The sequence below is a fragment of the Pseudodesulfovibrio cashew genome, assembly GCF_009762795.1.
GTDB classification, from domain to species: Bacteria; Desulfobacterota; Desulfovibrionia; order Desulfovibrionales; family Desulfovibrionaceae; genus Pseudodesulfovibrio; species Pseudodesulfovibrio cashew.
This window is the reverse complement of the sequence record NZ_CP046400.1, coordinates 1708123-1734497: the sequence shown is the minus strand read 5'-3', so window position 1 is coordinate 1734497 and position 26375 is coordinate 1708123. Positions and strand designations below refer to the sequence as shown.

General features: G+C 62.0%; 21 protein-coding genes. 5 read left to right on the top strand and 16 right to left on the bottom strand.

What is annotated here, in order from left to right:
- Positions 1–95 precede the first annotated feature (95 nt).
- From GM415_RS07750 to GM415_RS07705, 10 genes are all read right to left on the bottom strand, one after another.
- The gene (locus tag GM415_RS07750; RefSeq protein WP_158947247.1) at positions 96–896 is read right to left on the bottom strand and encodes an ABC transporter ATP-binding protein; all 801 of its coding nucleotides are present in this window, start codon (positions 894–896) and stop codon (positions 96–98) included.
- Positions 897–1205: 309 nt separating this feature from the next.
- Positions 1206–2420: an ABC transporter substrate-binding protein gene (locus GM415_RS07745; RefSeq protein ID WP_158947246.1), complete on the bottom strand. Its 1215-nt coding sequence runs from the start codon at positions 2418–2420 to the stop codon at positions 1206–1208.
- 110 nt (positions 2421–2530) lie between these two features.
- Entirely contained in the window at positions 2531–3577 is a 1047-nt protein-coding gene (locus GM415_RS07740; protein WP_158947245.1) for a branched-chain amino acid ABC transporter permease, read from the bottom strand.
- Between the two features lie 2 nt (positions 3578–3579).
- Complete coding sequence (locus GM415_RS07735) at positions 3580–4467, bottom strand: branched-chain amino acid ABC transporter permease (RefSeq protein WP_158947244.1); 888 nt, start codon at positions 4465–4467, stop codon at positions 3580–3582.
- A gap of 2 nt (positions 4468–4469) precedes the next feature.
- Complete coding sequence (locus GM415_RS07730) at positions 4470–6383, bottom strand: AMP-binding protein (protein WP_158947243.1); 1914 nt, start codon at positions 6381–6383, stop codon at positions 4470–4472.
- 255 nt (positions 6384–6638) lie between these two features.
- Positions 6639–7436 (bottom strand): ABC transporter ATP-binding protein, encoded by a 798-nt coding sequence (locus GM415_RS07725; protein ID WP_158947242.1) that lies wholly within the window; start codon positions 7434–7436, stop codon positions 6639–6641.
- 115 nt (positions 7437–7551) lie between these two features.
- A complete protein-coding gene (locus GM415_RS07720; RefSeq protein ID WP_158947241.1) occupies positions 7552–8208 on the bottom strand; it encodes a CBS domain-containing protein in 657 nt (218 codons plus the stop codon).
- Positions 8209–8406: 198 nt separating this feature from the next.
- A complete protein-coding gene (locus GM415_RS07715) occupies positions 8407–9390 on the bottom strand; it encodes a 4Fe-4S binding protein (protein WP_158947240.1) in 984 nt (327 codons plus the stop codon).
- Between the two features lie 105 nt (positions 9391–9495).
- Positions 9496–9843: a hypothetical protein gene (locus GM415_RS07710; protein ID WP_158947239.1), complete on the bottom strand. Its 348-nt coding sequence runs from the start codon at positions 9841–9843 to the stop codon at positions 9496–9498.
- Between the two features lie 30 nt (positions 9844–9873).
- A complete protein-coding gene (locus GM415_RS07705; protein ID WP_158947238.1) occupies positions 9874–10824 on the bottom strand; it encodes a hypothetical protein in 951 nt (316 codons plus the stop codon).
- A gap of 208 nt (positions 10825–11032) precedes the next feature.
- Between GM415_RS07705 and GM415_RS07700 the strand changes: the two genes are divergently transcribed.
- The 3 genes from GM415_RS07700 to GM415_RS07690 are packed head-to-tail and all read left to right on the top strand — an operon-like array spanning position 11033 to position 13471.
- The gene (locus tag GM415_RS07700; protein ID WP_158947237.1) at positions 11033–11911 is read left to right on the top strand and encodes a YitT family protein; all 879 of its coding nucleotides are present in this window, start codon (positions 11033–11035) and stop codon (positions 11909–11911) included.
- Entirely contained in the window at positions 11912–12736 is an 825-nt protein-coding gene (locus GM415_RS07695; RefSeq protein WP_158947236.1) for an SAM hydrolase/SAM-dependent halogenase family protein, read from the top strand.
- 3 nt (positions 12737–12739) lie between these two features.
- Positions 12740–13471 (top strand): adenosylcobinamide-GDP ribazoletransferase, encoded by a 732-nt coding sequence (locus tag GM415_RS07690; RefSeq protein ID WP_158947235.1) that lies wholly within the window; start codon positions 12740–12742, stop codon positions 13469–13471.
- Positions 13472–14360: 889 nt separating this feature from the next.
- Here the strand turns inward: GM415_RS07690 and GM415_RS07685 are convergent.
- Entirely contained in the window at positions 14361–17042 is a 2682-nt protein-coding gene (locus tag GM415_RS07685) for a cobyric acid synthase (protein WP_158947234.1), read from the bottom strand.
- 1105 nt (positions 17043–18147) lie between these two features.
- Between GM415_RS07685 and GM415_RS07680 the strand changes: the two genes are divergently transcribed.
- Together GM415_RS07680 and GM415_RS07675 are read left to right on the top strand one after the other, a co-directional pair.
- The gene (locus GM415_RS07680) at positions 18148–18459 is read left to right on the top strand and encodes a hypothetical protein (RefSeq protein WP_158947233.1); all 312 of its coding nucleotides are present in this window, start codon (positions 18148–18150) and stop codon (positions 18457–18459) included.
- A gap of 1 nt (position 18460) precedes the next feature.
- A complete protein-coding gene (locus GM415_RS07675) occupies positions 18461–19201 on the top strand; it encodes an HD-GYP domain-containing protein (RefSeq protein ID WP_158947232.1) in 741 nt (246 codons plus the stop codon).
- 867 nt (positions 19202–20068) lie between these two features.
- On the opposite strand, the gene ilvD is transcribed toward GM415_RS07675, so the two are convergent.
- The 5 genes from ilvD to GM415_RS07650 form a co-directional block, all read right to left on the bottom strand.
- Complete coding sequence (gene ilvD, locus GM415_RS07670; RefSeq protein WP_158947231.1) at positions 20069–21730, bottom strand: dihydroxy-acid dehydratase; 1662 nt, start codon at positions 21728–21730, stop codon at positions 20069–20071.
- Positions 21731–22022: 292 nt separating this feature from the next.
- Complete coding sequence (locus GM415_RS07665) at positions 22023–22697, bottom strand: DUF47 domain-containing protein (RefSeq protein ID WP_158947230.1); 675 nt, start codon at positions 22695–22697, stop codon at positions 22023–22025.
- 45 nt (positions 22698–22742) lie between these two features.
- Positions 22743–23981: an inorganic phosphate transporter gene (locus GM415_RS07660; protein ID WP_158947229.1), complete on the bottom strand. Its 1239-nt coding sequence runs from the start codon at positions 23979–23981 to the stop codon at positions 22743–22745.
- A 35-nt stretch (positions 23982–24016) separates the two neighbouring features.
- A complete protein-coding gene (locus GM415_RS07655) occupies positions 24017–25816 on the bottom strand; it encodes a HAMP domain-containing sensor histidine kinase (protein ID WP_158947228.1) in 1800 nt (599 codons plus the stop codon).
- Positions 25817–26149: 333 nt separating this feature from the next.
- Complete coding sequence (locus GM415_RS07650; RefSeq protein WP_158947227.1) at positions 26150–26371, bottom strand: hypothetical protein; 222 nt, start codon at positions 26369–26371, stop codon at positions 26150–26152.
- Positions 26372–26375 lie beyond the last annotated feature (4 nt).

The window sequence follows — 26375 nt, the reverse complement described above, 5'->3', positions numbered from 1 at the left end:
CGGGAGGATTCGCGCCACCCGCAGCCGTATCCCAATACGGCGAGGACGGGCGCAATCCTCCCAACGCAGCGGATGCGCCGCTCTCGCAAGCCGCGCTACCCGAGCCAGCGTTTGCGGCGGCGATAATGTTTTACATCACGGTAGCTCTTCTTGTCGCCGCCATGGCCCATGCCCAGGTAGAACTCCTGCACGTCCGGGTTGTCGAGCAGCTCGGCTGCAGTCCCTTCCATGACCACCCTGCCGTTCTCCATGATGTAGGCCTGGCTGGCCACCGAGAGCGCGGCCCGGGCGTTCTGCTCCACCAGCAGCACGGTCACGCCCTCGCTGGCGTTGAACTTCTTGATAATATCGAAGATCTCCTCCACCAGCATGGGGGCCAGCCCCAGGGACGGCTCGTCCAGCAGGAGCAGATCCGGCCTGGCCATGATCGCCCTGCCGATGGCGCACATCTGCTGCTCGCCGCCGGACATGTAGCCCGCAAGCTGTTTGCGCCGTTCCTTCAGGCGCGGAAAATACTCGTAGACCTTCTCCATGTTCCTGACGGTCTCCGAACGCGGACGGGTGAACGCGCCGCACCGGAGGTTCTCCTCCACGGTCAGGTCCTCGAAGATGCGGCGGCCCTCCATGACCTGAAAGATGCCCTTGCGCACGATCTTTTCCGGGATGATGCCCTGGATGGGCTCGTCCTTGTACACGACCGCGCCGTCCGTGACCTCGCCGTCCTCGGTCTCCAGCAGCCCGGAGATGGCCTTCAGCGTCGTGGACTTGCCCGCACCGTTGGCCCCGAGCAGGGCCGTGATCTCGCCCTCGGGGCAAGACAGGGACAGGCCCTTCAAGACCAGGACCACGTCGTTGTACACGACCTCAAGATTCTCGACCTTCAGTATATCGCTCAATGGATGCCTCCGGCGGCCGGGGGGAAGGGGAAGAGGGAACCCTTTGTAAAGGGCTTCCCTCTTCCCCTTCCCCCCGGACCCCCCATCCCCTTCTCCCTCCTAAACTTTTTGGTTCGCTTCGCGAGGGCGGAGGAGGATGGTCGGGCGGGCTGTTTGACGGCTCGCCTCGGGGTCAGGGTTAGTGTCGAAGAGGGGCGCGGTGGGGATCGGTAATCCGTTTCCGTGCCGCCTTGTCTTTCGTTGCCCCTCCGGGGGGAGGGGCGGGAGAGCCTCCTTTCGGGGGCTCCCCCGGTCTCTCTCTCGAAGCCTCTAGTGGCCGAGCCATTCGGCGCGGCGCTCGAGGTTTTCTTCCTTGACGAAGGTCATCTTGCCGTTCTCGATCTTGTAGAGGAACACGGCCATGTTCGGACGGTGGTCATCTGGGAAGTAGGAGATGGCCGGAGCCAGTCCCATGGGATCGTAGTCGCGCAGGGACTCCAGGGCGATCTTGATGGACTCGCCGGTGATGGGGCCGTTCTGGGCGGCGCGCTTCATGCTCTCGGCCATGACCAGGATGGAGACGAAACCGCGCGTGTAGTGGGACATCTGCGGCTTGCCTTCGGTCAGCTTCTCGATGGCCTTCATGCCCGGCACGTCCGCGCCGTAAACTGCGGCGGCCTGGTTGGAGTAGGAGCCATTGGCGTCATCCCCGGCCAGCTTGACCAGGGTCTCGTCCGTGCCCCAGATGTCGGTGAAGAACACGGTGTCCATGCCGATGTTCTTGGCGGACTTGAGGATGACGGAAGTGGACGGGGTGGTGCCGCCGATCCAGCAGAAGTCGGGCTCGAGCTTCTTGAGCGGCAGCAGCTCGGTGGTGGCGTCGATGGCCTTCAGGGAGACGTTGGCGTCGCCCACGATCTCATAGCCGAGCTCCTTGGCGTATTCCTTGCCGCCCGGGATGGGGGCCAGGCCGTAGGGGTGGTCGGGGTAGATGAAGGCCAGCTTGGGAGCGCGCTCCTCTTTCCAGGTGTCGCGGAAATACTTGAGGGCGGCGCGCAGCTGCGTGGTGTAGTCCGCGGCGATGAAGAAGTTGTAGGGAGCCTTCTTCGGGTCGGTCAGGTGTGCGGAGTAGGACGCGGAGATATCGGGAATCTTGTCCTTGGCCAGGTTGCGGACCAGGGCTTCGGTCACGGCGGAGCCGTATCCCTGGATGCAGACCACCTTGTCGGTGTTGACCATCTTCTTGTACAGGGACAGCCCCTGCTGAACCTTGTAGGCGGTGTCCTGCACGTCCAGCTCGATCATGCGGCCGTCCACGCCGCCTTCGCCGTTGACGTACTTGACGCCGTCACGCAGTCCGGCGGCATAGGGCACGCCCACCGAGGAGGTGGGACCGGACAGGTCGATGAGACCGCCGACCTTGATGGGCGACGTGTCCTTTTTAGCGGTTTCAGCCGGTTTCTTTTCCTCGCCTCCGCAGCCAACCAGCATCATTCCGGCCAGGATAACGATGCAGACCGCGGTTATGATTTTACCAACCCTCATACTCAGTCTCCTAAGGGATTTAAGGTTTACGCGCGCCTCGCCTTGAAGCGGCACGGTTTGTATGTTTCACCCGCACCCGGTGCGGGATTGCGACAACATCCACGCACGCCCTAGTGGGCGAACGGGTAGAGCTTCCAGTACGCCTTGACCAGCCTCCAGCGGTGCGCCAGCCCTTCCGGCTCGTAGATGAGGAAGAGGATGAGCACCAGGCCGAACACGCCCTCGCGCAGGGCCACGATGTGCTGGGAAATCTCCGGCATGTACGCACCCAGGCCGTTGGCCAGGACATTGAGCACTTCCGGCAGCACGGTGATGAACACCGCACCGAAGACCGAGCCGAGCACGCTCCCCAGCCCGCCGATGATGATCATGGCCAGATAGGAGATGGACAGCCCGATGTTGAACTGCTCGGCGGACACGTACCCGGTGTAGTGCGCCCACAGCCCCCCGGCCACGCCTGCCAGGAAGGAGCTCAGCCCGAAGGCCGCCAGCTTGTATTGGAACAGGTTCACGCCCACGATTTCAGCCGAAAGGTAGAAATCGCGGATGGAGACGAAAGCCCTGCCGAACTTGGTGCGCATGATGTTTGAGACCATGAGCAGGGACGCGGCGGCAAAGAAGAAGAGCAGATAGTACATGCGCGCGTCCGTATCGAACGAGAAGCCGAACAGGGACGGGGAATCCAGCAGCAGCCCGTTGGAGCCGCCGGTCAGCTCACCGCCGTGCAGGAAGACGTATTCCAGCACCAGCTGCGCGGCCAGGGTGGCGATGGCCAGATAGATTCCCTTGAGCCTGAGCGACGGCACGCCGAAGACCATGCCCACCAGGGCCGTGACCGCACCGGCGGTCAGGATGGCCAGGGGGAACGGCACCCCGTGCAGGGTGCACTGTCCGGCGGCGTACGCCCCAACGCCGATGAACGCGCCGTGCCCCAGCGATATCTGCCCGCACACGCCGGTGAGCAGGTTGAGAGACACCGCGCCGATGACCGCGATGAAGATGAGGTTCATGACCGAGGTGAGGTACACGTTGAGCACCGCCGGGGCCGCAAGCAGAACCAGCAGGAACAGCCCGATCATGAGCTTCTGGAACCCGGAGGGGAACAGTTGCGCCTCGCCGGGATAGGAAGTGAAGAAAAGTCCGCATTTGCCCTGCATGGCTACACCCTCTCGATCTCTTTGGTTCCGAACAGGCCGTACGGCTTGATCATCAGGATGACCACCAGGATGATGAACGCCGCCACCTCCCTGAAACCGCCCAGGCCGAGCAACTCTCGGGCCGCGCCGTCGCAGACGTTTTCCAGCACGCCGATGATCAGTCCGCCCAGGGCCGCGCCGAGCAGGGAATCCAGGCCGCCGAGGATGACCGCCGGGAAAACCTTGAGCCCCAGGTGGCCAAGCTGTGCGTTGATGCCGTTGATGTTGCCCAGGATCACGCCGCCCACCGCCGAGACGATGCAGGCGATGCACCAGCTCATGGCGAAGATGTTCTTGATGCCGATGCCCATGGACTGGGCCGCCTGCTGGTCAAAGGCCGTGGCCCGCATGGCGATGCCGGTGCGGGAGTATTTGAAGAAGGCGGAGAAGATGGCGAACAGGACCACCGAGAGCCCGAAGGCCGCGATGTAGACCGGGGCCACGGGCAGTCCGGCGATGACGATGGGCTCCGAGGGCAGCACCTGGGGGTAGACCCTGATCTGCGTGCCCCAGAAAAGCTGGACCAGGGACTTGAGTACCGAGCTCATGCCCACGGTGACCATGATCACCGAGATGTGCTCCTCGCCGATAAGCGGCCTGAGCACCATGCGTTCGATGGCGAAGCCGAGCAGCACCGAGAACGCCAGGGTGAGCAGGAACGCCCATATGAACGGGATGTGAAACTGTACCGTGAGCGCGAAGCAGACGTAGGCTCCGGCCATGACCAATTCGCCCTGGGCGAAGTTGACCACCTTGGTGGCCTTGTAGATGATGACGAACCCCAGTGCCACCAGGGAGTAGATGCCGCCGACCACCAGTCCGTTGACGATGAGTTGCAGGTAATATTCCATGCTTACGCCTCCATGTCCTCGATGCGAATCTCGCCGCACATGCCGCGCACCCGCCCGTCCTGGTAGGTGATCTCGGTTTCCAGATTCAACACGCATTCATCGGTGTACAGGGCCTCGATCAGCTTGCCGTAGCGTTCGCCCACCACCTTGCGCCGGACCTTGCGGGTCCGGGTCAACTCGCCGTCATCCGCGTCCAGCTCCTTGTAGAGCAGGCAGAAACGCCGGATGCGCGTCTCTTCGGGCAGGGTCTCGTTGGTCTTGGCGATCTCGCCCTTGATCAGCTCGTAGACCTCGTCTTTGGCCGCTAGATCCTGGTAGGTGGTGTAGGTGATCATCTGCTTCTCGGCCCAGTGCCCCACGATGGGCATGTCGATGCACAGGATGGCGGCCACGAAGTCCCGTCCGCCGCCGAGCACAACGGACTCGCGCAGGAACGGGGAGAACTTGATCTTGTTCTCCAGGAACTGGGGCGAGAACTGCGTGCCGCCGTTGAGATGCATGACGTCCTTGAGCCGGTCGATGACCACCAGCCGTCCGTTGTCGTCAAAGTAGCCCGCATCGCCCGAGCGCAGCCAGCCGTCCTCGGAGACGGTCTCGCGCGTGGCCTCCTCATTCTTGTAATAGCCGAGGAAGACCGCGGGGGAGCGGGACACGATCTCGCCCTCGTCCGTAATTTTGACCTCGGTCTCGGGGATGGGCGCGCCCACGCTGGTGAAGTCAACCTCGCCCTCCTTGTGGATGCAGGAGATGCCCGCGATCTCGGTCTGACCGTAGATCTGCTTGAGGTTGACGCCCAGGGCGTGGAAAAAACGGAACACATCAGGTCCCAGGGCCGCGCCGCCCGTGGTGGCCGAGCGCATGCGCGAGAACCCGAGGCGGTCGCGCAGGGCGCGGAACAACCCCTGGTCCGCCAGGAAATACTTGAACCGCAGCCAGGCCGATGGGGCCTCGCCCGCGAACAGGGTGTCCACGTACTCGTACCCGATGGGCAGGAAGAAGTGGTAGAGAAACCGCTTCAGCGGCGTGGTCTCCATGATGTCGCCCTGGACCTTGGCGGCGATGGACTCGTACACGCGCGGCGGCGAGAACAGGAAGTGCGGGCCGATCTCCCGCGAGTCCGCGCCCGCCGTATCCGGCTCCTCCGGGAAGTTGACGCAGAAGCCGAAGAGCAATGCCGAGGCCACGGCCATCATCTGCTCGCCCATCCAGGCCAGGGGCAGGAAGGAGACGAACTCGTCCGCGGCGTTCTTGGGGTCGAACCGCCCCAGGTTGTGGGCCATGGAGAGCAGGTTCTGATGGGAGAGCACGGCCAGCTTGGGCCGCCCGGTGGTGCCCGAGGTGGTGGCGATGAGCGCCGGGTCTTCCGGCTTCAGCTCGCGGGCCCACTCCCGGTAGCGATCCACGGATTCCGGATATTTCTCCCGGCCCAGGCGGCGGACCGCCTTGAAATCCCTGAGACCCGGCACGTCCTTTTCATAGGCGGTCAGCCCTCTGGCGTCATGGTAGATGAGGTACTCCAACCCGGGGAGGTTGTCCCTGAAGGAGAGGATCTTGTCCACCTGCTCCTGGTCCTCGGCCACCACCAGACGGCATTCGGCAAGGGCGAAGATGTACTCGATCTCCTCGGGCGGCGAATCCTGATAGAGTCCCAGGGCGATGCCGCCCAGCCCCTGGATGGCCAACTCGGCCCAGATCCACTCGGGCCGGTTGTCGCCGATGAGGATGACGATGTCCCCTTTGCCGAGACCGAGGGCCTTGAGTCCGCAGGCGAACTCCGCCGTTATCCGGAGGTTGTCGTGCCAGGAGACGGCCTGCCACACCCCCCATTCCTTTTCCCGGAGGGCGGGCTTTCCTGCCCGCTCCCCGGCCTGCTTGAGCAGCAGCCTGGGCAACGTCGTCTTGTAGGGCTTTGCCATGTAAATATCCGTGTGCTCTCGCTCGGGTTGCCGAACGCCCCTCCCCTCCGGGAACAATCCCGATGGGAGCAGGGCGCGAGGCGGCCTCGCGTCGTTACGTACTCAACTCCAATCCTCTCACAGCGGCTGAGAGCCGGTGATCCGAAATGGTTCGAGCGCCGGAGGGCGGATGCGGGGGACTGCCGCGGCGGGCTGCGCCACGGTGCGGATGCCCCCTCACTCCGGCCCGGCGATCGGGCCATCTGGGGTCATCGGCTATCGTCCGGTGAAGGTCGCTTCCTCGGTGCCAAGATAGGCGGCAATGACGCCCGGGTCGGCCTGGACCTCGTCCGGCGTGCCCTCGGCGATCTTCTGCCCGAAGTCGATGACCACGACCTTGTCGGAGATGTCCATGACAACCCCCATGTCGTGTTCCACAAGCAGGACGGTCACGCCCCACTCCTCGGCTATATCGAGAATGTACCGGGCCATGTCCTCGGTTTCTTCGAGGTTCATTCCGGCCATGGGCTCGTCGAGCAGGATGAGCTTGGGTTCGGCGGCGAGCGCCCGGCCCAGCTCCACCCGTTTCTGCACGCCGTAGGGTAGGCGCCCCGCGTGCTGGTGGCGGTATGGGGAGAGGTTGAGGAAGTCGATGACATCTTCCACGCGGCGGCGGTGTGCGCTTTCCTGGCGCACGGCCTTGCCCCAATAGAAGATGGCGGGGAGAATCCCGTATTGCATCCTGCTGTGCCGTCCGACCATCAGGTTGTCCAGCACGGACAGTCCCTTGAACAGGGCGATGTTCTGGAAAGTGCGCGACAGTCCCAGTTCCGTGCGCTTGTGCGCAGGAAGGGAGAGCAGGCACTCGCCGTCGAGGGAGATCCCGCACGGCCCGGATGCGCCCCCGTCGGGGACGTAGCGGCCGCTGATACAGTTGAGCATGGAGGTCTTTCCGGCACCGTTGGGTCCGATCAGGGACGCGATGGTTCCCTGCTCCACGGTGAAAGACACTCCCATAAGGGCGGCAATGCCCTTGAACGTGAGCGTCACGTCGCAGACGTCAAGATAAGCCATAATCCTGCAATTATGGTATCAGGGTATACCCCTCAAGGCTGCGGCCTCGCACGGCCGGCCGGTGAATTACGTAACACCGTCCCGGTCCTGTGCCGCCGGAGTAAAGCGTAAACCCTTAGGTCCACTCTCCCTCGAAGTCTTCGGGAGCGACCAGTTTGTAGCCCCGTTCCGTCAAAGCTGCGGCGACGGCGGACGGGTCTTCGGTATCGATTCGGACGACCAGGATGCGGCGTCCGTTATAAAAGAATGTGCCCGTGGAGATGATGGACATCTTCATGTTGGCGATGACCCCGGCCACTTCGTAGAGGACGCCGGAGCGGTCCTCCACTTCCAGGGTTATGCGGCTGCCGCCTTCGCGGTAGCCCATCTCCTCGGACAGCACGTCGAGCATGACGCTCCGATTGATGTAGCCGATGAGCTCACCTTCCTTGCCGACCACTGCCAGGCCGGCCAGGTTCATTTCGTACATCATGTCCGCTGCGCCCTCGATTTCTGTCTCGGGGGTCACGGTCTTGATGTCCGTGCGGTAGATCTTCTCCACCGTGAGCTTGCTCATCAGGTAGTTGAGTTCATGCTTTTCCAGGGAGGTCATGATGGAAGGCAGCGCGGCGGAGATGTCCTCCTTGCGCACGTAGCCGACCAGCTTGTCGTTTTCGTCAACCACCAGGAGCATCCAGAGTTTGTTGTCTTCCAACTGTTTCTGGGCGTCCTTGACCAGGGTGTGCGGGGTGACCTTGACGAAGTCGCGAAGCATTTTCAGTCCGACGTACATGTCCTAAATCCTCCTTGGAGTGCGGCTCTTCGATGTGAACGGGACCGGTTCGATCCGTCCGCATCCCATACACGGTTTGCTCTCGCGGCGCAATCGGCCGCCGAGCATGTCCGGAGCCAGCAGACGCTGGTTAAAACCGATTTTTACCTTGGAAGTCAAGATAAAAACGGATGTTTACGGGATAATGGCGGCAGACGGTCAATTCCCGGCGGCAAACGGCGCGTAGAGTCTCGCGAGCATGGCCTGGGGCATGGTCGAATCCCAATGACCGGTGGTCTTGGCCCAAACCCAGAAGAGGAGCAGGACGCATACTGCCCCGAGCCCCACCACGGGCCACGGGATGCGCCGCCCCGCCGCCCTGGCCTCGAGGCACCCGTCCACAGGACAGGCTCCCACGCACTCCATGCATCCGATGCACTCGGGTGTGCGCACGGTTTGCTTCAGGTCCACGCGGATGCCCGCCGGACATCCTTTTGCGCACTTGCCGCACGACACGCACTTGTCCCGGTCGCGGGACACGGCCACGGGCCCGAACCAGGACAGAAGCCCAAGCAGCGCGCCGTAGGGGCAGAGATACCGGCACCATGCGCCGCGCACCACCAGGCTGAACAGGCCGAACCCGCCCAGCACCATCAGGGAGAGGCCGGAGGGACTCATGAAGAAACCGAGCATGCGCGCGTCGGCCACACTGTTGTATGGCCCCGTCAGGAACGCCTCCAGGGAGCGGGTGTCCATGGCGAAAAACACGGAGAACAGGAAAAAGCCCATCCCCAGATATTTGAGTGCGGTCAGCGGGTAATCGACGACCTTGGGCGGCACGCGCGAGAGCCCCACCCGCCGCCCGGCGTGGTCCAGCAGGTTGGACAGGAAGCCCACCGGGCAGACATAGCCGCAGAACCCCTTGCGAAAGAGCACGGCCATGCCCAGCACGGCCAGAAAGATGGTCAGCCCGGCAGGATGGATAAAGTCCCACTGGCCGGAGTTGACCAGATGACGCAGTCCGAGCAGCGCGCTGATGGGCAGGAAGCCCTCCACCGCACCGGGCTTGGGCACGTAATCCGGGGAATGCCCCCCGGCCCACGCCAGAAAGGCAGCGAAACGGAACCCCACATAGAGGTTGAACAGGGTAAACGCGGCCTGGAGGGCCAACCGGAACCGAACGGGCGAGAGAGGGAACTTCATGACTCGGGAACTCCTTGCGGAGAGGTGCCCTAGCCCAAAGCGAAACCGCTGGCAACGATGTGCAAGAAAGGGGGATGTCTTGCAAGACATCCCCCTTAGGACAAGTTACACCAGAGCGGCCAACTGAGCAGCCTTGCCAAGGATGTCGACCAACAGGTTTACTACAGACGCGGCTTTGTCCACCGCCTCGGCCACCTGTTTCAATTCGGCTATATCCTTGTTCAACTGCTCGTTGACCTCTTTCAGTTCGGCAGCGGCACCGGTCATTCCCCCAATGGCCTCTTCGTCCCGTGCAGCCATAATCAATTCTTCAAGCGTCCAAAGGATAATAAACAACTTTTCCAAAGCATCGACCTGGTCCTCCGCCAAACTCGGATCAGCGCGCAGTTCATTGACCTGATTCTGCGCAGCCCGAACAGCCTTGAGGACCTTCATCCTTTCCGTATTAGCCATAACTCCTCCCGAAAGCACCGCCGTACTTTCTTATGATTCCATTTGTTTCTTCAGGGTCAAAGCCGCCTCCACCTCGCTTGCGAAGGCCCCCACCCGCCCGACTATCCCTGCGATCTCATCCTTGTTCTCAAGGGCTTCGACCAATTTGTCATGGGCTGCGATGAACTTTTCTGCTGCGCTGACAGCTTGTTTGGCCAACTTTTCTCCCTGATACGCCAACTTGTACTGCTCGTCATACCAAGCCAGGGTCTCCATCGGGATAGGTTGTCCCGCCTTGTACCATTTAGCCGCAAGCGGCATGAAGGACGATCCCAACTTGCCACGCAGATCAGAAAAATCGTTGCTCTCGCCTGCGTAGGGCTGGAGCAGGAGCCGTGTGTAGCTCATCAACTCGTTGACGCCTTTCTTGGCCTTGGTCACGGCTCTCTTGAGAGCCTCACCCTGCTTATGGCGGATATACAACCCGCCGACGCCGCGCACGGCGGCTCCGGCAAGAGAGCCAAAGGTTTCAACGGACCCTCCAGACAGTTCGTTGAACTTGCCGATTCCCTTGTCGATACTCTCCCCGAAACTCTCCGCCTCCTTTGCAAGAGCATCGGAGTAGTCCGAGGCTGTCAGGGTTTTCAGCAGCGCCGCATAGTCCATCAGTACGGATAAGGCCTGGTCCGCCTGTTTTGCCCGCGCATAGGTCTTTGCCTTGCTTTCATTGGCCAGCTTGAGCATTGCGGCGCTGTTTTTCGGCCGCATGGTGGAAAGGTTCACCTGAGCCAGGCTCCACCGCTGATCGGCATACTGTCGGATGACATCTCCGGGTACAGGACCATACCCCTCGGCAGCGGTAGCGAATTTGTTGACCTGCTGCGCCTGGGTGGCTGTCATCAGTGACGGGCACCCGGCCAACAGCATGAGCAGACCGGCGGCAAGAATCAAATTCAGCCCGCGACCCACTCGACTCCGGGAAAACACTCCTGAAATCAACATCTTTTGCACCTCCTTGAAAGAACTCTAACAAAGGAAACCAAGACGATGCTCCAACTACTAGCATAATTTTATCAACGTTTATATATCGAAATTTAAAAAATACTACGCACACCGAAATAACAAGCTATACGACGAGACCAGCTCCCTCTCTCCCATTTCCACTTGCACTCCCGCCAAAACCCGCTAGAACGGGGGGCGGAGACATTGCATGGAAACAAACGCCCTTGAAAACAGCCTGCGCCGGTTTACTTTCGGCGTTCCCTGGAACCTGATGCTGCTGGCCGTCGGGTCCTTTCTCATCGCCTTCTCGGTCAAGGCCGTGGCCGTGCCCCATGGCCTGCTCACCGGAGGCATGTCCGGTATCGCCCTGCTCTGCTATTACGCCTTCGGCGGGCTGAGCACGGGCCAATGGTATCTGGTCCTCAACCTGCCCGTATTCGTGCTGGGCTGGGTCTTCGTCAGCCGCAGGTTCTTTTTTTATTCCCTGTTCGGCATGTTCGCCACGTCGTTCTTCATCGACCTGATCCCCTGGACCCTGCCCATCCAGGACATCTGGCTGGCGGTGATCACCGGCGGCGGGATCATGGGCGCGGGCGTGGGCGTGGCCCTGCGCTCGCTGGGCTCCACGGGCGGCTCGGACATCCTGGCGGTCATCTGCAAGGAGAAGTTCAACATGTCCATGGGCTCCTTCGAGTTCTGGTTCAACATGATCGGCTTCGTGGGCGGGTTCGTCTACCTGGACATGACCATCGTCCTCTACTCCATCGCCATGACCTTCATCATCGCCCTGGCCATCGAATACGTGCTCGGCATGTTCTCCGAGCGCAAGATGTGCCTGGTGGTCTCCGACCATCACGAGGCCATCCGCGAGGCCATCCTCACCGACCTGGACCGGGGCGTGACCATTCTGGAGGGCACGGGCGGCTACTCGGGCGATCCCAAGAAAGTCGTCCTGACCATGATCTCCTCCATGCAGCTCAAGGAGCTTGAGGAGCTGGTCTACACCATCGACAACGACGCCTTCTTCATCATGGGCTCGGGCTTCCACGTCCTGGGCCAGGGATTCTCTTCAAGGAAGGTCTACTAGATGCTCTTTCCGAAAAAAAAGGAGACACCGCCGCCCCGAACCATCGGCCTGCTCACGGACTTCGGCATGGCCGACCCGTATGTGGGCCAGATGAAGGCGGTCCTGGCGAAAAAGGCTCCGGCCTGCACCGTGGTGGACATCTCCCACGAGGTGGAACCATTCAACGTGGCCCAGGCCGGGTTCTTCCTGGCCGCCAGCTACGTCCACTTCCCTGGCGACGCAGTCATCCTGGCCGTGGTTGATCCGGGCGTGGGCACCGCCCGGCGCATCGTGGGCCTGGAGCTGGACGAGCGCCTACTCATAGCCCCGGACAACGGATTGCTCTCCCTAGCCCTGTCCACCACCTGGGCCCAGTCTGTGCGCGCCTATGATTTTTCCCGCGCCGTGGACGCCCCGGACAAGGTCTCGCACACCTTTCACGGCCGCGACGTGTTCGCGCCCCTGGCCGCCTGGCTCACGCTGGGGGGGGACCGCACCGGTCTGGGCGGCGAGATCGATCCCGCCAGCCTTGTGGCCCCGGACTGGGCAACGCCGGACGTCTCGCCCGGCACGGCAACAGGCCATGTGCTGCACGTGGACCGCTTCGGCAACTGCGTGCTCAACCTGGAGGCAGGCTGCCTCGGCACCCCGAACCAGCTCGCTCTGACCGCGCCGTCCCACACCCCGCTGGCCTACGTGACAACTTACGCGCAAATGCCCGAGGGCGCGCCCGGCCTGCTCGAAGGCAGCCAGGGATTCCTGGAGATCGCGGTCAACCAGCGCTCGGCGGCCAAGGCTCTGGGCCTGTCCATGGGCGACGAGATCACCCTCACCTGGGAGGCCTGATTCATGCTTCGCCGCTATCTGAACACCCTCGGTTTTCTCACCCGCCTGGCCCCGGCCCGGATCATCCCCGAGGCCGAGATGAACCGCTGCATGCGCTACATGCCCGCCGTGGGCCTCACCCTGGGCGCGGTCATCGCCCTGCCCTTTTTCCTCGGCCTGTTCGGTTCGTCACCCTGGACCCAGGCCTGGCTGGCCGTGCTGTTCAACATCCTGCTGACGCGCGGGCTCCACTTCGACGGCCTGGCCGACGTCTGCGACGCCGTGACCACTCACGCCGACCCCGAGCGGTTCTGGACCGTGGTCAAGGACTCTCGGGCCGGAGCCTTCGGCGTCCTCGGCCTGGTCATGGTCTGCGCGGGCGAACTGGTCCTTTTTCACGAGATGCTCATGCGCCGAGACTACACCGCCCTCATCTGGGCCTTTGTCCTCGGCAGGGGCGCATGCGTGGGCTTCGGCTACGTAACCCGTCATCTGGCACGGCCCGGGCTCGGAAAGCTCTACATAGACGGCGCCACCCTGCCCGTGGCCATCGGCGCGGCCGGAGCCACCTTCCTGCTCGGGCTGGTCATGGCCGGTCCCGGCGCGACCGTTGCGGCCATGTTCCTGGCCACCGGAGCGCTTTACTGGCTCCATCAGCTCGCCGAACGCGTCGGCGGCGTCAACGGGGATTTTCTCGGCTGCGCCGTCATGGTCGGCGAGGTGGCCGCCGGGGTGGGGTTTGTCCTGATCGGGTAATTTTTTGATAACTTGGTGAAGAGGTAAGGAAGGCCGCTCCCTTGGTGGAGCGGCCTTTTTTGTGGGATGCGCGCCTCGGGCGCGAGAGCCAGCGTTGGGGCCTGCGGCCTCTCGCCTCCGGGAATCGCGCTTGCAGCGCGCGGAGAGCCGGGTTTGGGAGCTGCGCTCCCAAAAGCCCTCCATGCCCTCCCGGCGGGGTCCATTTCTTTTGCTGCGCCAAAAGAAATAGACGAAAGAAAAGGCGCTTGGAGCATCATCCCCGCCCCGGTGCTCGCTGGCGAGAATCTCATCCAACCCGGTCGGCTCCGGACTACGTGGAATGGAACGCTCTGCCAGCCTTATCGTACGGAGGCCGTCCTACTCTGTGCGGGTTCCGGGGCAAGAGCCGCCGCCCGGTTTGGTGAGCTTCTAGGCCCGCGGGCAAGGGGCTGACTGCGGACCTCCGAAGAAAAATTCGAAGCGCCGAATTGCGTTCTTCTGGTTCGTCACAGCGGAGCCGCTCGACTTGATGGGCGATGACAAGTTGCCCTTATCGCATAGCTGGGTGCTCGTTCGATGTGACGGGCAAAAAAGAATTCCCTCGTTCGGCAAGTTACCAGTCACCCCGGCAGCGACCGGTCATCGAGCTCGGGGCTTAGAGCCGCTTGCACACGGCTGAAGTGCAGCCCGAAGCGCGCCTGCCCGCAGGCTTTCGCTTTCCGGGCAGCGGAAGCCGTGTTAGCGGCTCTTGGCCACGAGATCGCGCTGCAGCACAAAAAAGAGCGACTTTTGCTTACTTTTGGGCGCTCCGGTCCAAAAGTAAGTCGGCCCGAAAGGGCCGAAACCCTTCCAACAACCATCGCCGCCTGAAAGGCGGTTTCCTTCTCTCTTGTCTTGCAAAAATAACAACTTACCCGCCAACCTTAAAAAACAAACTCGCCTGCGTACAACACCCCCCAAGCCCGAGGGCCTTGTACACCTTCTCCATGCACACGGCCTCGCGGACAACTCCGGCGAGATGGTCGAGAGCGTCTTCCAGGTCAAATCGAACTTGCACTCGGTCCAACGGCGAAAGCCCTTTTTTCATGCGCAACTGGTCGATGAACCAGCGCCGAAACTCGTCGGCGTCGAACAGGCCGTGCAGGTAAGTACCCCAGACGCGGCCGTCGGCACGGATGAACCCGAGGGGTTCGCCCGCATTGTCGCGCAGGGCCACGCGCGGGCTGTCGTCGAGCAGCACGGTCTGGCCGTGGTGAATTTCATAGCCGTGCACACGGTGGCCGGACTGGGAGTGGGTTCCCCAGGTGCGGGTGAGGGTCTTTTCCGGGGCCAGGGTGGTCTGGACCGGGAGCAGGCCAAACCCTTCCATGCGGGTGGTCTCGGACTCCAGGCCGTAGGGGTCGTCAATGATATCACCGAGCATCTGGAACCCGCCGCAGATGCCCACTATCTGAGTCCGGTGCCCTTCGCCCGCCAATTCGCGGACCACGGCGGCCATGCCCGAACCGCGCAGGGTCTTCATGTCCGGCACCGTGGACTTGGAGCCGGGGATGATCACCGCGTCCGGCGTGCCCATGTCCTCAATGTCGGTGACAATGCGCACGCGCACGTCAGGCTCGGCGTGGAGCGGGTCGATGTCGTTAAAATTGGCTATACGCGGCAGGTCGAGAACCACGATGTCCACGCACTCGTCCTCCGGGAACTTGTCGCTCTCTGGCCGGAAGCCTTCCTTGAAGGATACCGAGTCCTCCTCGGGCAGCCCCAGGGCGTGGATATAGGGGATGGTGCCCATGACCGGCTTGCCGGTGTGCTCGAACATCTGGCCGAAGGCCGGATCGAGCAGGGAGGGATCTCCCCGGAAGCGGTTGATGAGGAACCCTTCCACCAGATCGCGTTCGCGCGGCTCCAGCAGATTCATGGTCCCGACCATGGACGCGAACACGCCGCCCCGGTCTATGTCCCCCGCCAGCAGCACGCGAGCCCGGGCATAACGGGCCATTGCCATGTTCACGATGTCGTGGTGCTTGAGGTTGACCTCGGCGGGTGAGCCCGCGCCCTCCAGGACCATGATGTCGTGTTCATTTGCCAGGGAGTCGTAGGCCGTCTTGACCGCCTCCCAGGCGCGCGGCTTGTAGCGCACGTACTCGCGCACGGACATGTTACCCACGGGTCGCCCCATGACGATGACCTGGGAACCCGTGTCCGAACCGGGCTTGAGCAGCACCGGGTTCATGCGCACGTCCGGGCGCAGGCGGCAGGCCATGGCCTGGGTCACTTGGGCGCGGCCCATCTCGCACCCTTCGTCCGTAACAAAGGAGTTGAGCGACATGTTCTGGGCCTTGAACGGGGCCACGTTGTACCCGTCCTGAAGAAAGATGCGACAGAAGGCGGCGGTCAGCACGGACTTGCCCGCGTTGGAGCTGGTGCCCTGAAGCATGAGCGCCGGGGTGCGCTTGGCGCGCTTGATCACCGGCCCGCGTGCGGTGCCGGAGAGCGCCTTCATGGCCCGGATCAGCCGCTCGTTGTCCGCGCCGTTGCGCACGGCCACCCGGAACCACTTGTTGTCCAGCCCTTCGTAGTTGCCGCACAGCCGGATGGCGATGCGGTGCTCCAGGAGCAGCCGCTCGGCCAGCGGTGCGGCATCCTGGCCCACGCGGTCCACCCGGCAGAGCAGATAGTTTGCCTGTCCGGGCAGCACGGTGATGCCCGGCACCTCCCGCAGTCCGGAGGCGAGATTCTCGCGCAGCAGAGCGGTCTGCTCGCGGGTGTGGGCGGCGTATTGGTCATCACGCAGGCAGCGCACGCCGACCTTCTGGGCCAGCAGGTTGACCGACCAGGCGGGCATACGGTGCTTGAGACGCAGGATGACGTCCGGGTCGGCAAAGGCGAGGCCCAGGCGCAGGCCGGGGATCGCGTAAAATTTGGTCAGGGAGAGCACGGTGATCACGTTGGCCGGACGGTCCTTGATCAGCCGGTCCGCGTCCTCGGGCAGGAACTCGGCAAAGGACTCGTCCACGATGAAGCGCGACTGTGGGAACATGGTTGCCACCTCTCGCAGGTCGTTGGCGGAAAAAGTCTGGCCCGTGGGATTGTTGGGCGAGCAGAGAAAGACCAGTGAGGGGGTGGTCAGCACCGCCCCAAGCCTGGGGAAGTCCACCTGAAGGTCGTCGGTCAGCGGCATCTCGCGTACTGAGAGGCGGTGGACCTTGCACGCCCGGGCGTAGTCCACATAGGTGGGCGAGGGGATCACGGCCTGGCCGTAGCCTCCCATCCCGGCGGCGGCAAAGAGCAGCTCGGATGCGCCGTTGCCCGCCAGCACCTGGGTGGGCCAGATCTTGTACCGCTCGGAGGCGGCCATGAGCAGTTCGTGGCAGTCGGGGTCCGGGTAGGCGTCCACGTCCCGGAGCGCCTGCCCCACCACCTGCCCGAGCCACGGCGGCGGCCCCAGCGGGTTCACGTTGGCGGAAAAATCGAGGATGTCGTCGGGCGAGCACCCGGCCCGCTCGGCCATCTTGCGCAGGTTGCCCCCATGGGCGAATTTCTGTTCGTCCAGTATGTCCGGGATGCCCGCGAAGAGCGATTGCTTGACCATATGTATCACCGATCCCCTGCCATTCCAGGCGACTGGAAACGGCAGGAATTACTAATGTCTAGAATTTGTCCAGAGCGTATATAGTGTTACTTTGAAATGGTGGGGGAGACAAGTGTTTTGCGCTTCGCGCTGGTTTGGGAGAGATAAGGAAGCCGCCTGTCGGCGGCATTGATGGGGGAAAGGTTTCGCCCCTTTCGGGGCGACTTACTTTTGGGCCAAGGCGTCCAAAAGTAAGCAAAAGACGCCTTTGGTGGTGCTGCAGCGCGAGCTCGGAGCCAAGAGCCGCTAACACGGCTTCAGCTGCCCGAAAAGCGAAAGCCTGCGGGCAGGCGCGCTTCGGGCCGCACTACAGCCGTGCCAAGCGTCTCTAAGCCCCGAGCTCGATGACCGGTCGCTGCCGGGATGATTGGTAGCTTGCAGTGCGTAGCAACTGTTCTTCGCCCGGCAAATCGAGTTAGCACCCCGTTACGAATCAAAAAGAAGCAATTCGGCGCTTCGACTTTCCCTTCGGAGGAGCGCAGTCAGCCCCTTGCTCACGGGCCTAGAAGCTCACCAAACCGGTAGGCGGCTCTTCTGTCGTGACCCGCACGGCGTCGGACGGCCTCCGTACGAGAAGGTTGGCAGGGCGTCCCACTCAACGAAGTCCGGAGCCGACCGGGTTGGATGAGATTCTCGCCAGCGAGCACCGGGGGCGGTGATGACCCTCCAAGCGCCTTTTCTTTCGTCTATTTCTTTTGGCGCAGCAAAAGAAATGGACCCCGCCGGGAGGGCATGGAGGGCTTTTGGGAGCGCAGCTCCCAAACCCGGCTCTCCGCGCGCTGCAAGCGCGAACCTGGAAGCAAGGGGCCGCAGGCCCCAACGCTGGCTCTCCTCCCGCAATCACGCCTCACCTTCCTCCTCCAACCACATAAATCTACCCTTTTTAGAAAAACTACTTGAAATTGATTTTCACTTTCACTACTGTTCAACTCGTGCCGCATGAAGCGGCCCACGAGGGAAGGACCAATGAAGGATAGGAAAACGAACGACAGCCCGCTCTTTGGGCGATGTAGCAACCGGACGGCAAAAACGCCGCGCCGGCAACCATCACACCAAGGAGTTCGCAATGAGCACTCTGCAGCAATTGGGCCTGCTCAATCGGGAAGGAATGAAGTCGTTCAACGAGGGACGGGTGGAAGACGCCATGTTCCAGCTCAGCCAGGCCAGCAAGATCGCCCGGCAAATGGGTTCGCCGTTGCATGAGGCCAAGGTTCGAAACAACATCGGACTGGTCTTTCAGGGCGACGGCAGACGCGCCGAGGCGCTGGCCTGCTTCCGCCTGGCGGAGAAGGCGGCGGTAAAAGGCGCAGGGGAAGGCAACGTCCTGCACAAGATCATCACCCGTAACCTCACCCGCCTCGAACAGGTGGAAGCCTGATATGTCCGTCCAAGGTTCCGCCCCGGCAGCGAAGCCCCCGCTGCCGGGGTCTTCCATTTGCACCACGTCCCTGGCCGTCACCACCATCCTCCACCAGTTCGCCGAGTCCCTGGGCAACGCCATCGATGCCAAGGACCCACACACGTCGCGGCACTCGGACGAGGTGGCCCAGGTGGCCCACATCCTGGCCCTGACAATGGGGCTGACGCCCAAAGAGGCGGACATCATCCACGTGGCCGGGCATCTGCACGACATCGGCAAGATCGGCGTACCGGACGCCGTCCTCATGAAACGGGGCCCACTGACCACCACAGAGTGGCGGACCATCCGCAAGCACCCCGAGGCGGGCGCGGCGATCATCCGCCCCGTGACCGGCCTGGCCCGGCTGGGCATCGTGGATATGGTCCTGCACCACCACGAGCGCTATGACGGCAAAGGATACCCTCACGGCCTCCGCGGCACGACCATTCCCCAAGGGGCGAGGATCATAGCCGTGGCCGACTCCCTGTCAGCCATGATGCAGGACCGCCCCTACCGTCGCGCCATGAGCTTTGCTACCGCCCTGGAGGAGATCATCCGCAACTCCGGCACCCAGTTCGACCCGCGTGTGGTTGAAGCGCTCCGCCGCTCCGGCGAAACCGTCCGAGGCATCATGGAAACCCTGTCCATGGATGAATCAGGGCAAACAATACCAAAGGTACAAAAAATAGGCCCCTGCTGCGCCCATGCGGTCGGAAGTTAAGATTTTTGTACCATGAGGGGGAGATCCTTCATGGATATCAGCTCGAAGCATTTGCGTATAACCAATCAGCATTATTTATTTAAAAAATAATTCGATCGTTGGAAACGAGTTTGGCACGGTGGGTGCAATATAAAAAGCATCTTCCTTTTATTTGCACCGAGAAAAACAATAAGCCTCCGCAAGGAGGCTTTTCTCGTTCTCAGGGTGGGCAGAAGGGCATGATTGCTGCGTTGCTGCGTGGGGCACGGACCCTCGCGTATTTAGATACGCTTCGGTCCCGCGACCCACTTGCGCCTTGTACTCATACTCTTCTGCCCACCCTGAGGGGGGAAAGGGAAATGCATGATTGCTGCGCTGCTGCCTGAGGCACGGACCCTCGCGTATTAAGATACGCTTCGGTCCCGCGACCCACTTGCGCCTTGCACTCATACCCTTCTGCCCACCCTGAGGGGGAAAGGGAAATGTATGATTGCTGCGCTGCTGCCTGAGGCACGGACCCTCGCGTATTAAGGTACGCTTCAGTCCCGCAACCCACTTGCGCCTTGTACTCATACCCTCCAGGCGACTCACATCCACCGCATCAACCAGCCAAAACCGTTACTTTTCTTTAATCCATTCCCATCCGCCTCCACCACGATGAAAGATGACGGGCCGTCCTGCGCTGCTCTGCCTCCGAGCGCAGCGAGCTATAAAGAGTTTAGGAAGGGAGAGAGGGGATGGGGGTCCAGGGGGAAGGGGAGAGAGGGAAAGCCCTTTGCAAAGGGTTTCCCTCTCTCCCCTTCCCCCTGGCCGCCGGAGGCGAAAAAAAGAAAAGCGGGCAGTCCGGCTGATGCCGGGCTGCCCGCTTTGCATGCGGTAAATGAACGCCTATTTTTCGTACACGGCGCCACGGGAGGCGGAGGTGACGAGCTTGGCGTAGCGGCGCAGGAAGGACGACTTGACTTCCTTGACCACCGGGGTGTGGTTCTTTTTACGTTCCTCGAGTTCGGCGTCGTCAACGAGCAGGTTGATGGTGCGGGCGGGGATGTCGATCTCGATCTTGTCGCCGTCCTTGATCAGGCCACAGGGGCCGCCTGCCGCAGCTTCGGGGGAGATATGACCAATGGCCGCGCCGCGCGTACCGCCGGAGAAGCGGCCGTCGGTGATGAGGGCCACGGACTCGCCCAGGCCCATGCCGGAGATGGCGGAGGTGGGGGTAAGCATCTCGCGCATGCCCGGACCGCCCTTGGGACCTTCATAGAGCACGACCACCACGTCGCCGGAGGTGATCTTGCCGCCAAGGATGGCCTCGACGCACTCCTCTTCGGAATTGAAGACGCGGGCGATGCCGGTGTTTTGCATCATCTCGGGCGCCACTGCGGACTGCTTCACGCAGCAGCCTTCGGGGGCGATGTTGCCGTACAGAATGGCGATGCCGCCTTCCTGGGAATAGGGATTGTCGATGGACCGGACGATGTCGTTATTGGTGACCTTGGCGTCCAGGGCCTCGAGATTCTCGCCCAGGGTCTTGCCGGTGACGGTCATGACGTCGAGGTTGAGCAGGTCTTTCTTGGCCAGCTCGCTCATGACGCCGGGGATGCCGCCGGCCTCCTCCAGTTCCTCCATGTAGTGCGGCCCGGCAGGGGCCAGCTTGCAGAGGTTGGGGGTCTTTTTGCTGATTTCGTTGAACATCTCCAGATTCAGGTCCAGTCCGGCCTCGGCAAAGAGGGCGGGCAGATGGAGCGTGGTGTTGGTGGAGCAGCCCAGAGCCATATCCATGGTCACGGCGTTGTGCACGGACTTCTCGGTGACGATGTCGCGCGGGCAGATGTTCTTCTCAAGCATCTCCATGACCTGCATGCCGGCCTGCTTGGCCAGACGGACGCGGGCGGACATGACCGCCGGGATGGTGCCGTTACCGGGCAGGGCCAGGCCGATGGACTCGGAGAGGCAGTTCATGGAGTTGGCCGTGAACATGCCGGAGCAGGAGCCGCAGGTGGGGCAGGCGGACTCTTCGAGGTCGGTGAGCTCATCCAAGGTCATGGAGCCGGTCTTGACCCGTCCCACGCCCTCGAAGACCGAGATCAGATCGGCGGTGCGTCTGCGTCCGGCGAGCATGGGGCCGCCGGAGACGATGACCGCCGGGATGTTCAGGCGGAGCATGGCCATGAGCATGCCGGGCACGATCTTGTCGCAGTTGGGGATGCAGACGATGGCGTCGAAGGGATGGGCGGTTGCCATGATCTCCACGGAGTCGGCGATGATCTCGCGGCTGGGCAGGGACATCCGCATGCCCTCGTGGTTCATGGCCAGGCCGTCGCAGACGCCGATGGCCGGGAATTCCATGGGGGTGCCTCCCGCCATGCGAATGCCCGCCTTGACGGCTTCGGCGATGGTGTCCAGATGCACATGACCGGGGATGATTTCGTTGGCGGCGCAACATACGCCGATCAGCGGCCTTTCCATTTCCTCTTTGGTCAAGCCGTCCGCGTAAAGCAGCGAACGGTGGGGGGCCTTTTCCAGTCCTTCAGTCATTTTCTTGCTGCGCATCGATATTTCTCCTTCGATCTGGGATGCGGTTTGGACGGGTAGTTCACCTCTATTGGTATGGCCTGTCAACTGTTTTGCCCGAATTGAGGGAACCTGTTGTGAAGCGAATGAAGCGGCGAGTGGCCGCTGCCAAGCCTCCGAAGTGGATGCCCGAGCGAGGGGGGGAGGTTATCTCGGAGAAAGGGAAAGAGGAGGCCCGGCTTATCGGTCCGGGAGGAGCGCGGAGGCGCTCTCCCCTACCCTGCCGCCAAAGCCTCGGCGGCAGGGAGGGGTGAAAGGATGGACGCGCAACCTAACGGGCGATCATGGCCCGGAGATGGTCGGCGCAGTTTTCGGTGTTGTGGCCCATGTCGTCGAGGCAATCAACGAAGTGCATGATCTGGTAGATGTCCTTGAAGTCGATATCCATGGCGTAAAGCTTCTTGTTCAAGGCATTCTTGAGCTTGCGGACGTTGTCCCGCTCGGCACGGACCTTGCGGTAGGTTGCCTTGGTGCCATCGCGGTCCAGGGACTGGCCGTGGATGAGGGAGATGGTCGCATTGAGCGCGGGGCCGAGAAGCACGGTGGTGCGGGACACGGCGTCCAGGAGGTAGATGATGTCCTTCTGGATGGACTCGGGAATGAGGACCTTGCGCATGGCCAGCCAGTACAGGGCATCCTGGGCAGAATCCAGAATGTTATCCTGTGATTTGGTGTAGTTGAGGAAAAGCGACTTTTCCACGGGCATGAACAACCCCTTGGGCAGGTGGTTGCGGATATTGCGCTTGATCACGTCCGCGTGGTTTTCGATTTCGTCGATGGTCCGGGTCAGCTCCTCGAACTCGCGGCACACACCGCCGGAGACGTAGCACTCCAGGGATTCGTCGATGGTGGCGATGCACTCGGCGATCTTGTCATAGTGTTCGACAAGACCGTCCATGGGGGAACGGCTGGCCAGGAGACCGAAAAAGGGAATTCTGAGCGTCATATGGTAACCTCTGAGAAAAAAGGATTCTTTTGTTAGTTTTGTAACCTAGCTGTAACACAACCATTTAAGCAGCACAAAGAAAACAATACTGGTCAGGGCGGCGATGGGAACGGTGGCCACCCAGTAGGCGATGATTCGCAGCAGGACCCGGAAGTCCACGGCCTTGAATCCACGCGCCAGACCAACACCGACCACGCCGCCCACGGCCGCGTGGGTGGTGGAGACCGGCAGACCGAGGTTGGAGGCCACCAGCACGGTGGAGGCTGCCCCGATGTCCACGGCGAAACCGCGTGTATTGGTCAAAGTGGTGATGCGCGAACCCACGGTGGCCATAACCTTGTGCCCGAGCAGGCTGATGCCCACGGCGATGCCCAGACCACCGAGGATGAGCATGGAGAGCGGTACGTCAGCCTTGGCCAGCAGCTGGTGCTCCTTGGCGATCAGGTAGATGGCCGCCACCGGGCCGATGGCGTTAGCCACATCGTTTGCGCCCTGGGACAGAGCCACGTAGCAGGAGGTGCCGACCTGCATCTTGCGGAAGATACGTTCGACACCTTCGGCACCCTCCTCTTCGTCAATGACGATGCGGCTGACGAAAATGCGGCCAAGAAGCCAGGAAAACACGGCAAAGCCACTGGCCACGAGCAGGGACACTGTCCAGTGCAGGTGCAGCCCTTTGCCGACGGGCGTCTTGTAGAGGAAGGAGAGGCAGACCAGGAACAGGGTCAGGGCGACCCAGATGGGGGCCCAACGCTTGGCCTGCTCGATGAAATGGTGCTTGTACAGGATGTACTTGCGAATATGGGAGAAGATGAAGAAGGCGATGCCCGCAGCCAGAAACGGCGAAATGATCCAGGACATGACGATGCCGCCCATCTTCAGCCAGTTGACCACGCCGGGCCCGCCCGCCACAAGGCCGAAGCCGGTAATGGCTCCGACGATGGAGTGTGTCGACGAGACCGGCAGCGATGTCAGGGTGGCTATGAGCACCCAGGTGGCCGCGGCCAGCAGTGCCGCGAACATGCCGATCATGATCAACTTCGGGTCGGATATGGCCTCCGGATTGATGATCCCCTTGCTGATGGTGGATGTCACGTGGGAACCCATGAACACTGCGCCGACAAAGTTCAGAATGCTGGCGATGAACACGGCCTGGCGGACCGAGATGGCCCTTGCGCCCACGGCCGAGGCCATGGAGTTGGCCACGTCGTTGGCCCCCAGGTTGAAGGCCATGAGAAATCCGGCCCCCAGCGACATGTAGAAGAACAGGTCGTAAATATCCATTTCATTACCCCTCTTTCGAGGGAGTTGGTTAAACGTTACCCCGCCGCTCGGGCAGGCTTGTTCAGGCGGAAGCAGAAGCGCGCGCCCTGCGTTCCCTCTCCGTAACCGTCGTGCCAGATTTCCCCGCCGAAGTTCCGCACGATGCGGCGACAGATGGCGAGGCCGAGCCCCGCGCTGCCGGAGGAGCTGTCCACGGTGTTTTCGTCCACCCGGTAAAAGCGCTCGAAGACCTTGGTGGAGTGTTCGCGCGAGATGCCCGGGCCCTGGTCCTCGACAGTGAAGACGATGGACTCGCCGTCATCCTCGGCGCCGACGGTGATCACGCCGTTGTCCGGACTGTATTTGACCGCGTTGTTGAGCAGGTTGTGGAAGACGTGGAGCAGGCCGTCGGTCTCGGCCATGACCGTCATGTCGTCATCCGGGGTGCGCGTGCGCAGGGTGATGCCGCGCTCGGCAGCCCAGGGGGTGACGTCGCCCACGGTCCGCGCGATGTACTCGCGCCCGGAAACGGGTTCGAGCTTGAGCTGCTTGCCCACCTGCTCGGACTTGGCCAGGGCGAGCATGCTGGAGATGACCTTGTCCATGTGGTTGGCGTTCTTGAGCACTATCTCCAGGAAGAACCGGCCATCCTCGGGATTGGCCGGAGGATTGTCCAGCAGGGTCTCGGTGTATCCCTTGATGGAGGTCAGCGGGGTGCGCAACTGGTGCGAGGCGTTGGCCACGAACTCCTTGAGTCCCTTTTCGCTGCGTTTCATCTCGGTGATGTCGTAGAAGACCAGGATGATCTTGCGCACGCCGTTATGGTCGAGGAACGGCACGGCCGAAACCTCCACGACGCGCGAATCCATCAGGTCGATCTGGACGGAGCGCTCCTCCTGCTCCGGCTTTTCGCGGAGTTCGTCCACCAGGTCCTGGATTTCATAGCGCCGGGTCACTTCGATGGGCGTCCGTCCCACCGTGGAGTCGGCCAAATTGAACATTTCGTCCAGGGCGGTGTTGTAGGACTCGATGTGCCCCCGCGCATCCAGGGACATGACGCCTTCGCGCATGCCCTCGAAAATAGCCTGAAGCTGGCCCTTCTGGTCCCGGATGGTGCGCACGTTGCGCTCGATGGACTTGGCCATGGAGTTGATGGACTGGGCCAGGGGCATGAACTCGCTGCCGGGCACCACTCTCAACTGGGTGGCGTAGTCGCCGTCGCCGATGGATTGGGCCAGCCGGGAGAATTCGGTGATCTCCCGGCTCATGTTCCGGGACATGAGCATGCTGACCACCACGGCGAAGACCATGGTCGCGAGGAATATCCAGATGAAGTTGGCACGCAGGGAGGAGAGTCGGTCGCCGACCTTGGAAAAGGGCACGGCCAGTCTGAGGATGCCGTCTTCCACGTTGATCGCGCCGGTAACCCGGGCCGCCACGTAGAGCATATCCTTACGAAGGGTGTCCGAGTAGCGGATGTTGGAGCCCCTGCCGTCGATGTGTGCGGCCACCACCTCGGGACGACCACTGTGGTTGTCCATGGTGTGCACCGCCGCGTAGCCCACCACGGAGTCGGCCATGACCCGGCCGCCCTTGCCGATGTAGGTGATGCGCGTGCCCAACCTGCGGCCCAGGCCGTCCACCCATTTGGCGAAGTCCTGTTCCGTGTCGAAGGTGACGTGCTCCCTGATCAGCCACTCGATGGAGTCCAGCTCGCTCATGGCGCGCTGGCGGGTCGCTTTGACCAGGTCGTTTCCGACCAGCTCCGTGGAATAATAAAAGATCACGGCCAGGGCCACGAGGAGCAAGCCCCATGTCCACAGGAGAATCCGCATCTGAAAGGTACGCAGCTTCATTCTGTTTTTCCTTGGTCGCGTCGTCCGGCTGCTTCCGCCGGCGGCGGAAAACGCCCGACACGGCGCGAGGGGTCTGTAACATGGACGTCACACAAATGTAACGTCTTATAGTGTTACGGTTATGTTACAATGCCAATCACCAAACATATCAGTGTATTGCTACAAAAATATGTCGATTTTGACGCAATTGACACACACTGTTCCCGAGGGAACAACCCCTTGTCATCCGTGCGTTTTCCACCGATTTTCCACAGGACTTTATCACGTTGAAACAAAAAAGGGGAGGCGCACATTCGTGCGCCTCCCCCGGCAAATACCAGCAACGTCATCAGGCTAGAAGCCGCGCATGCATTCCATCAGATAAGTGGAGACTTCCACACGCACCACGCCGTTTTCCTCAACGACGCGGACGTTGTTCTCGGGGATGAGGGCCATGTCCTCGGCCACGTTCATCCATTTTCCGGCCAGCCACTCCGGGCTCACGCCCTGCTCGTCCATATCCTTGCGGGCGTAGCTCTCGGCCACGGTCCATTCGTCTTCCCGTACTGCGGGCATAGCT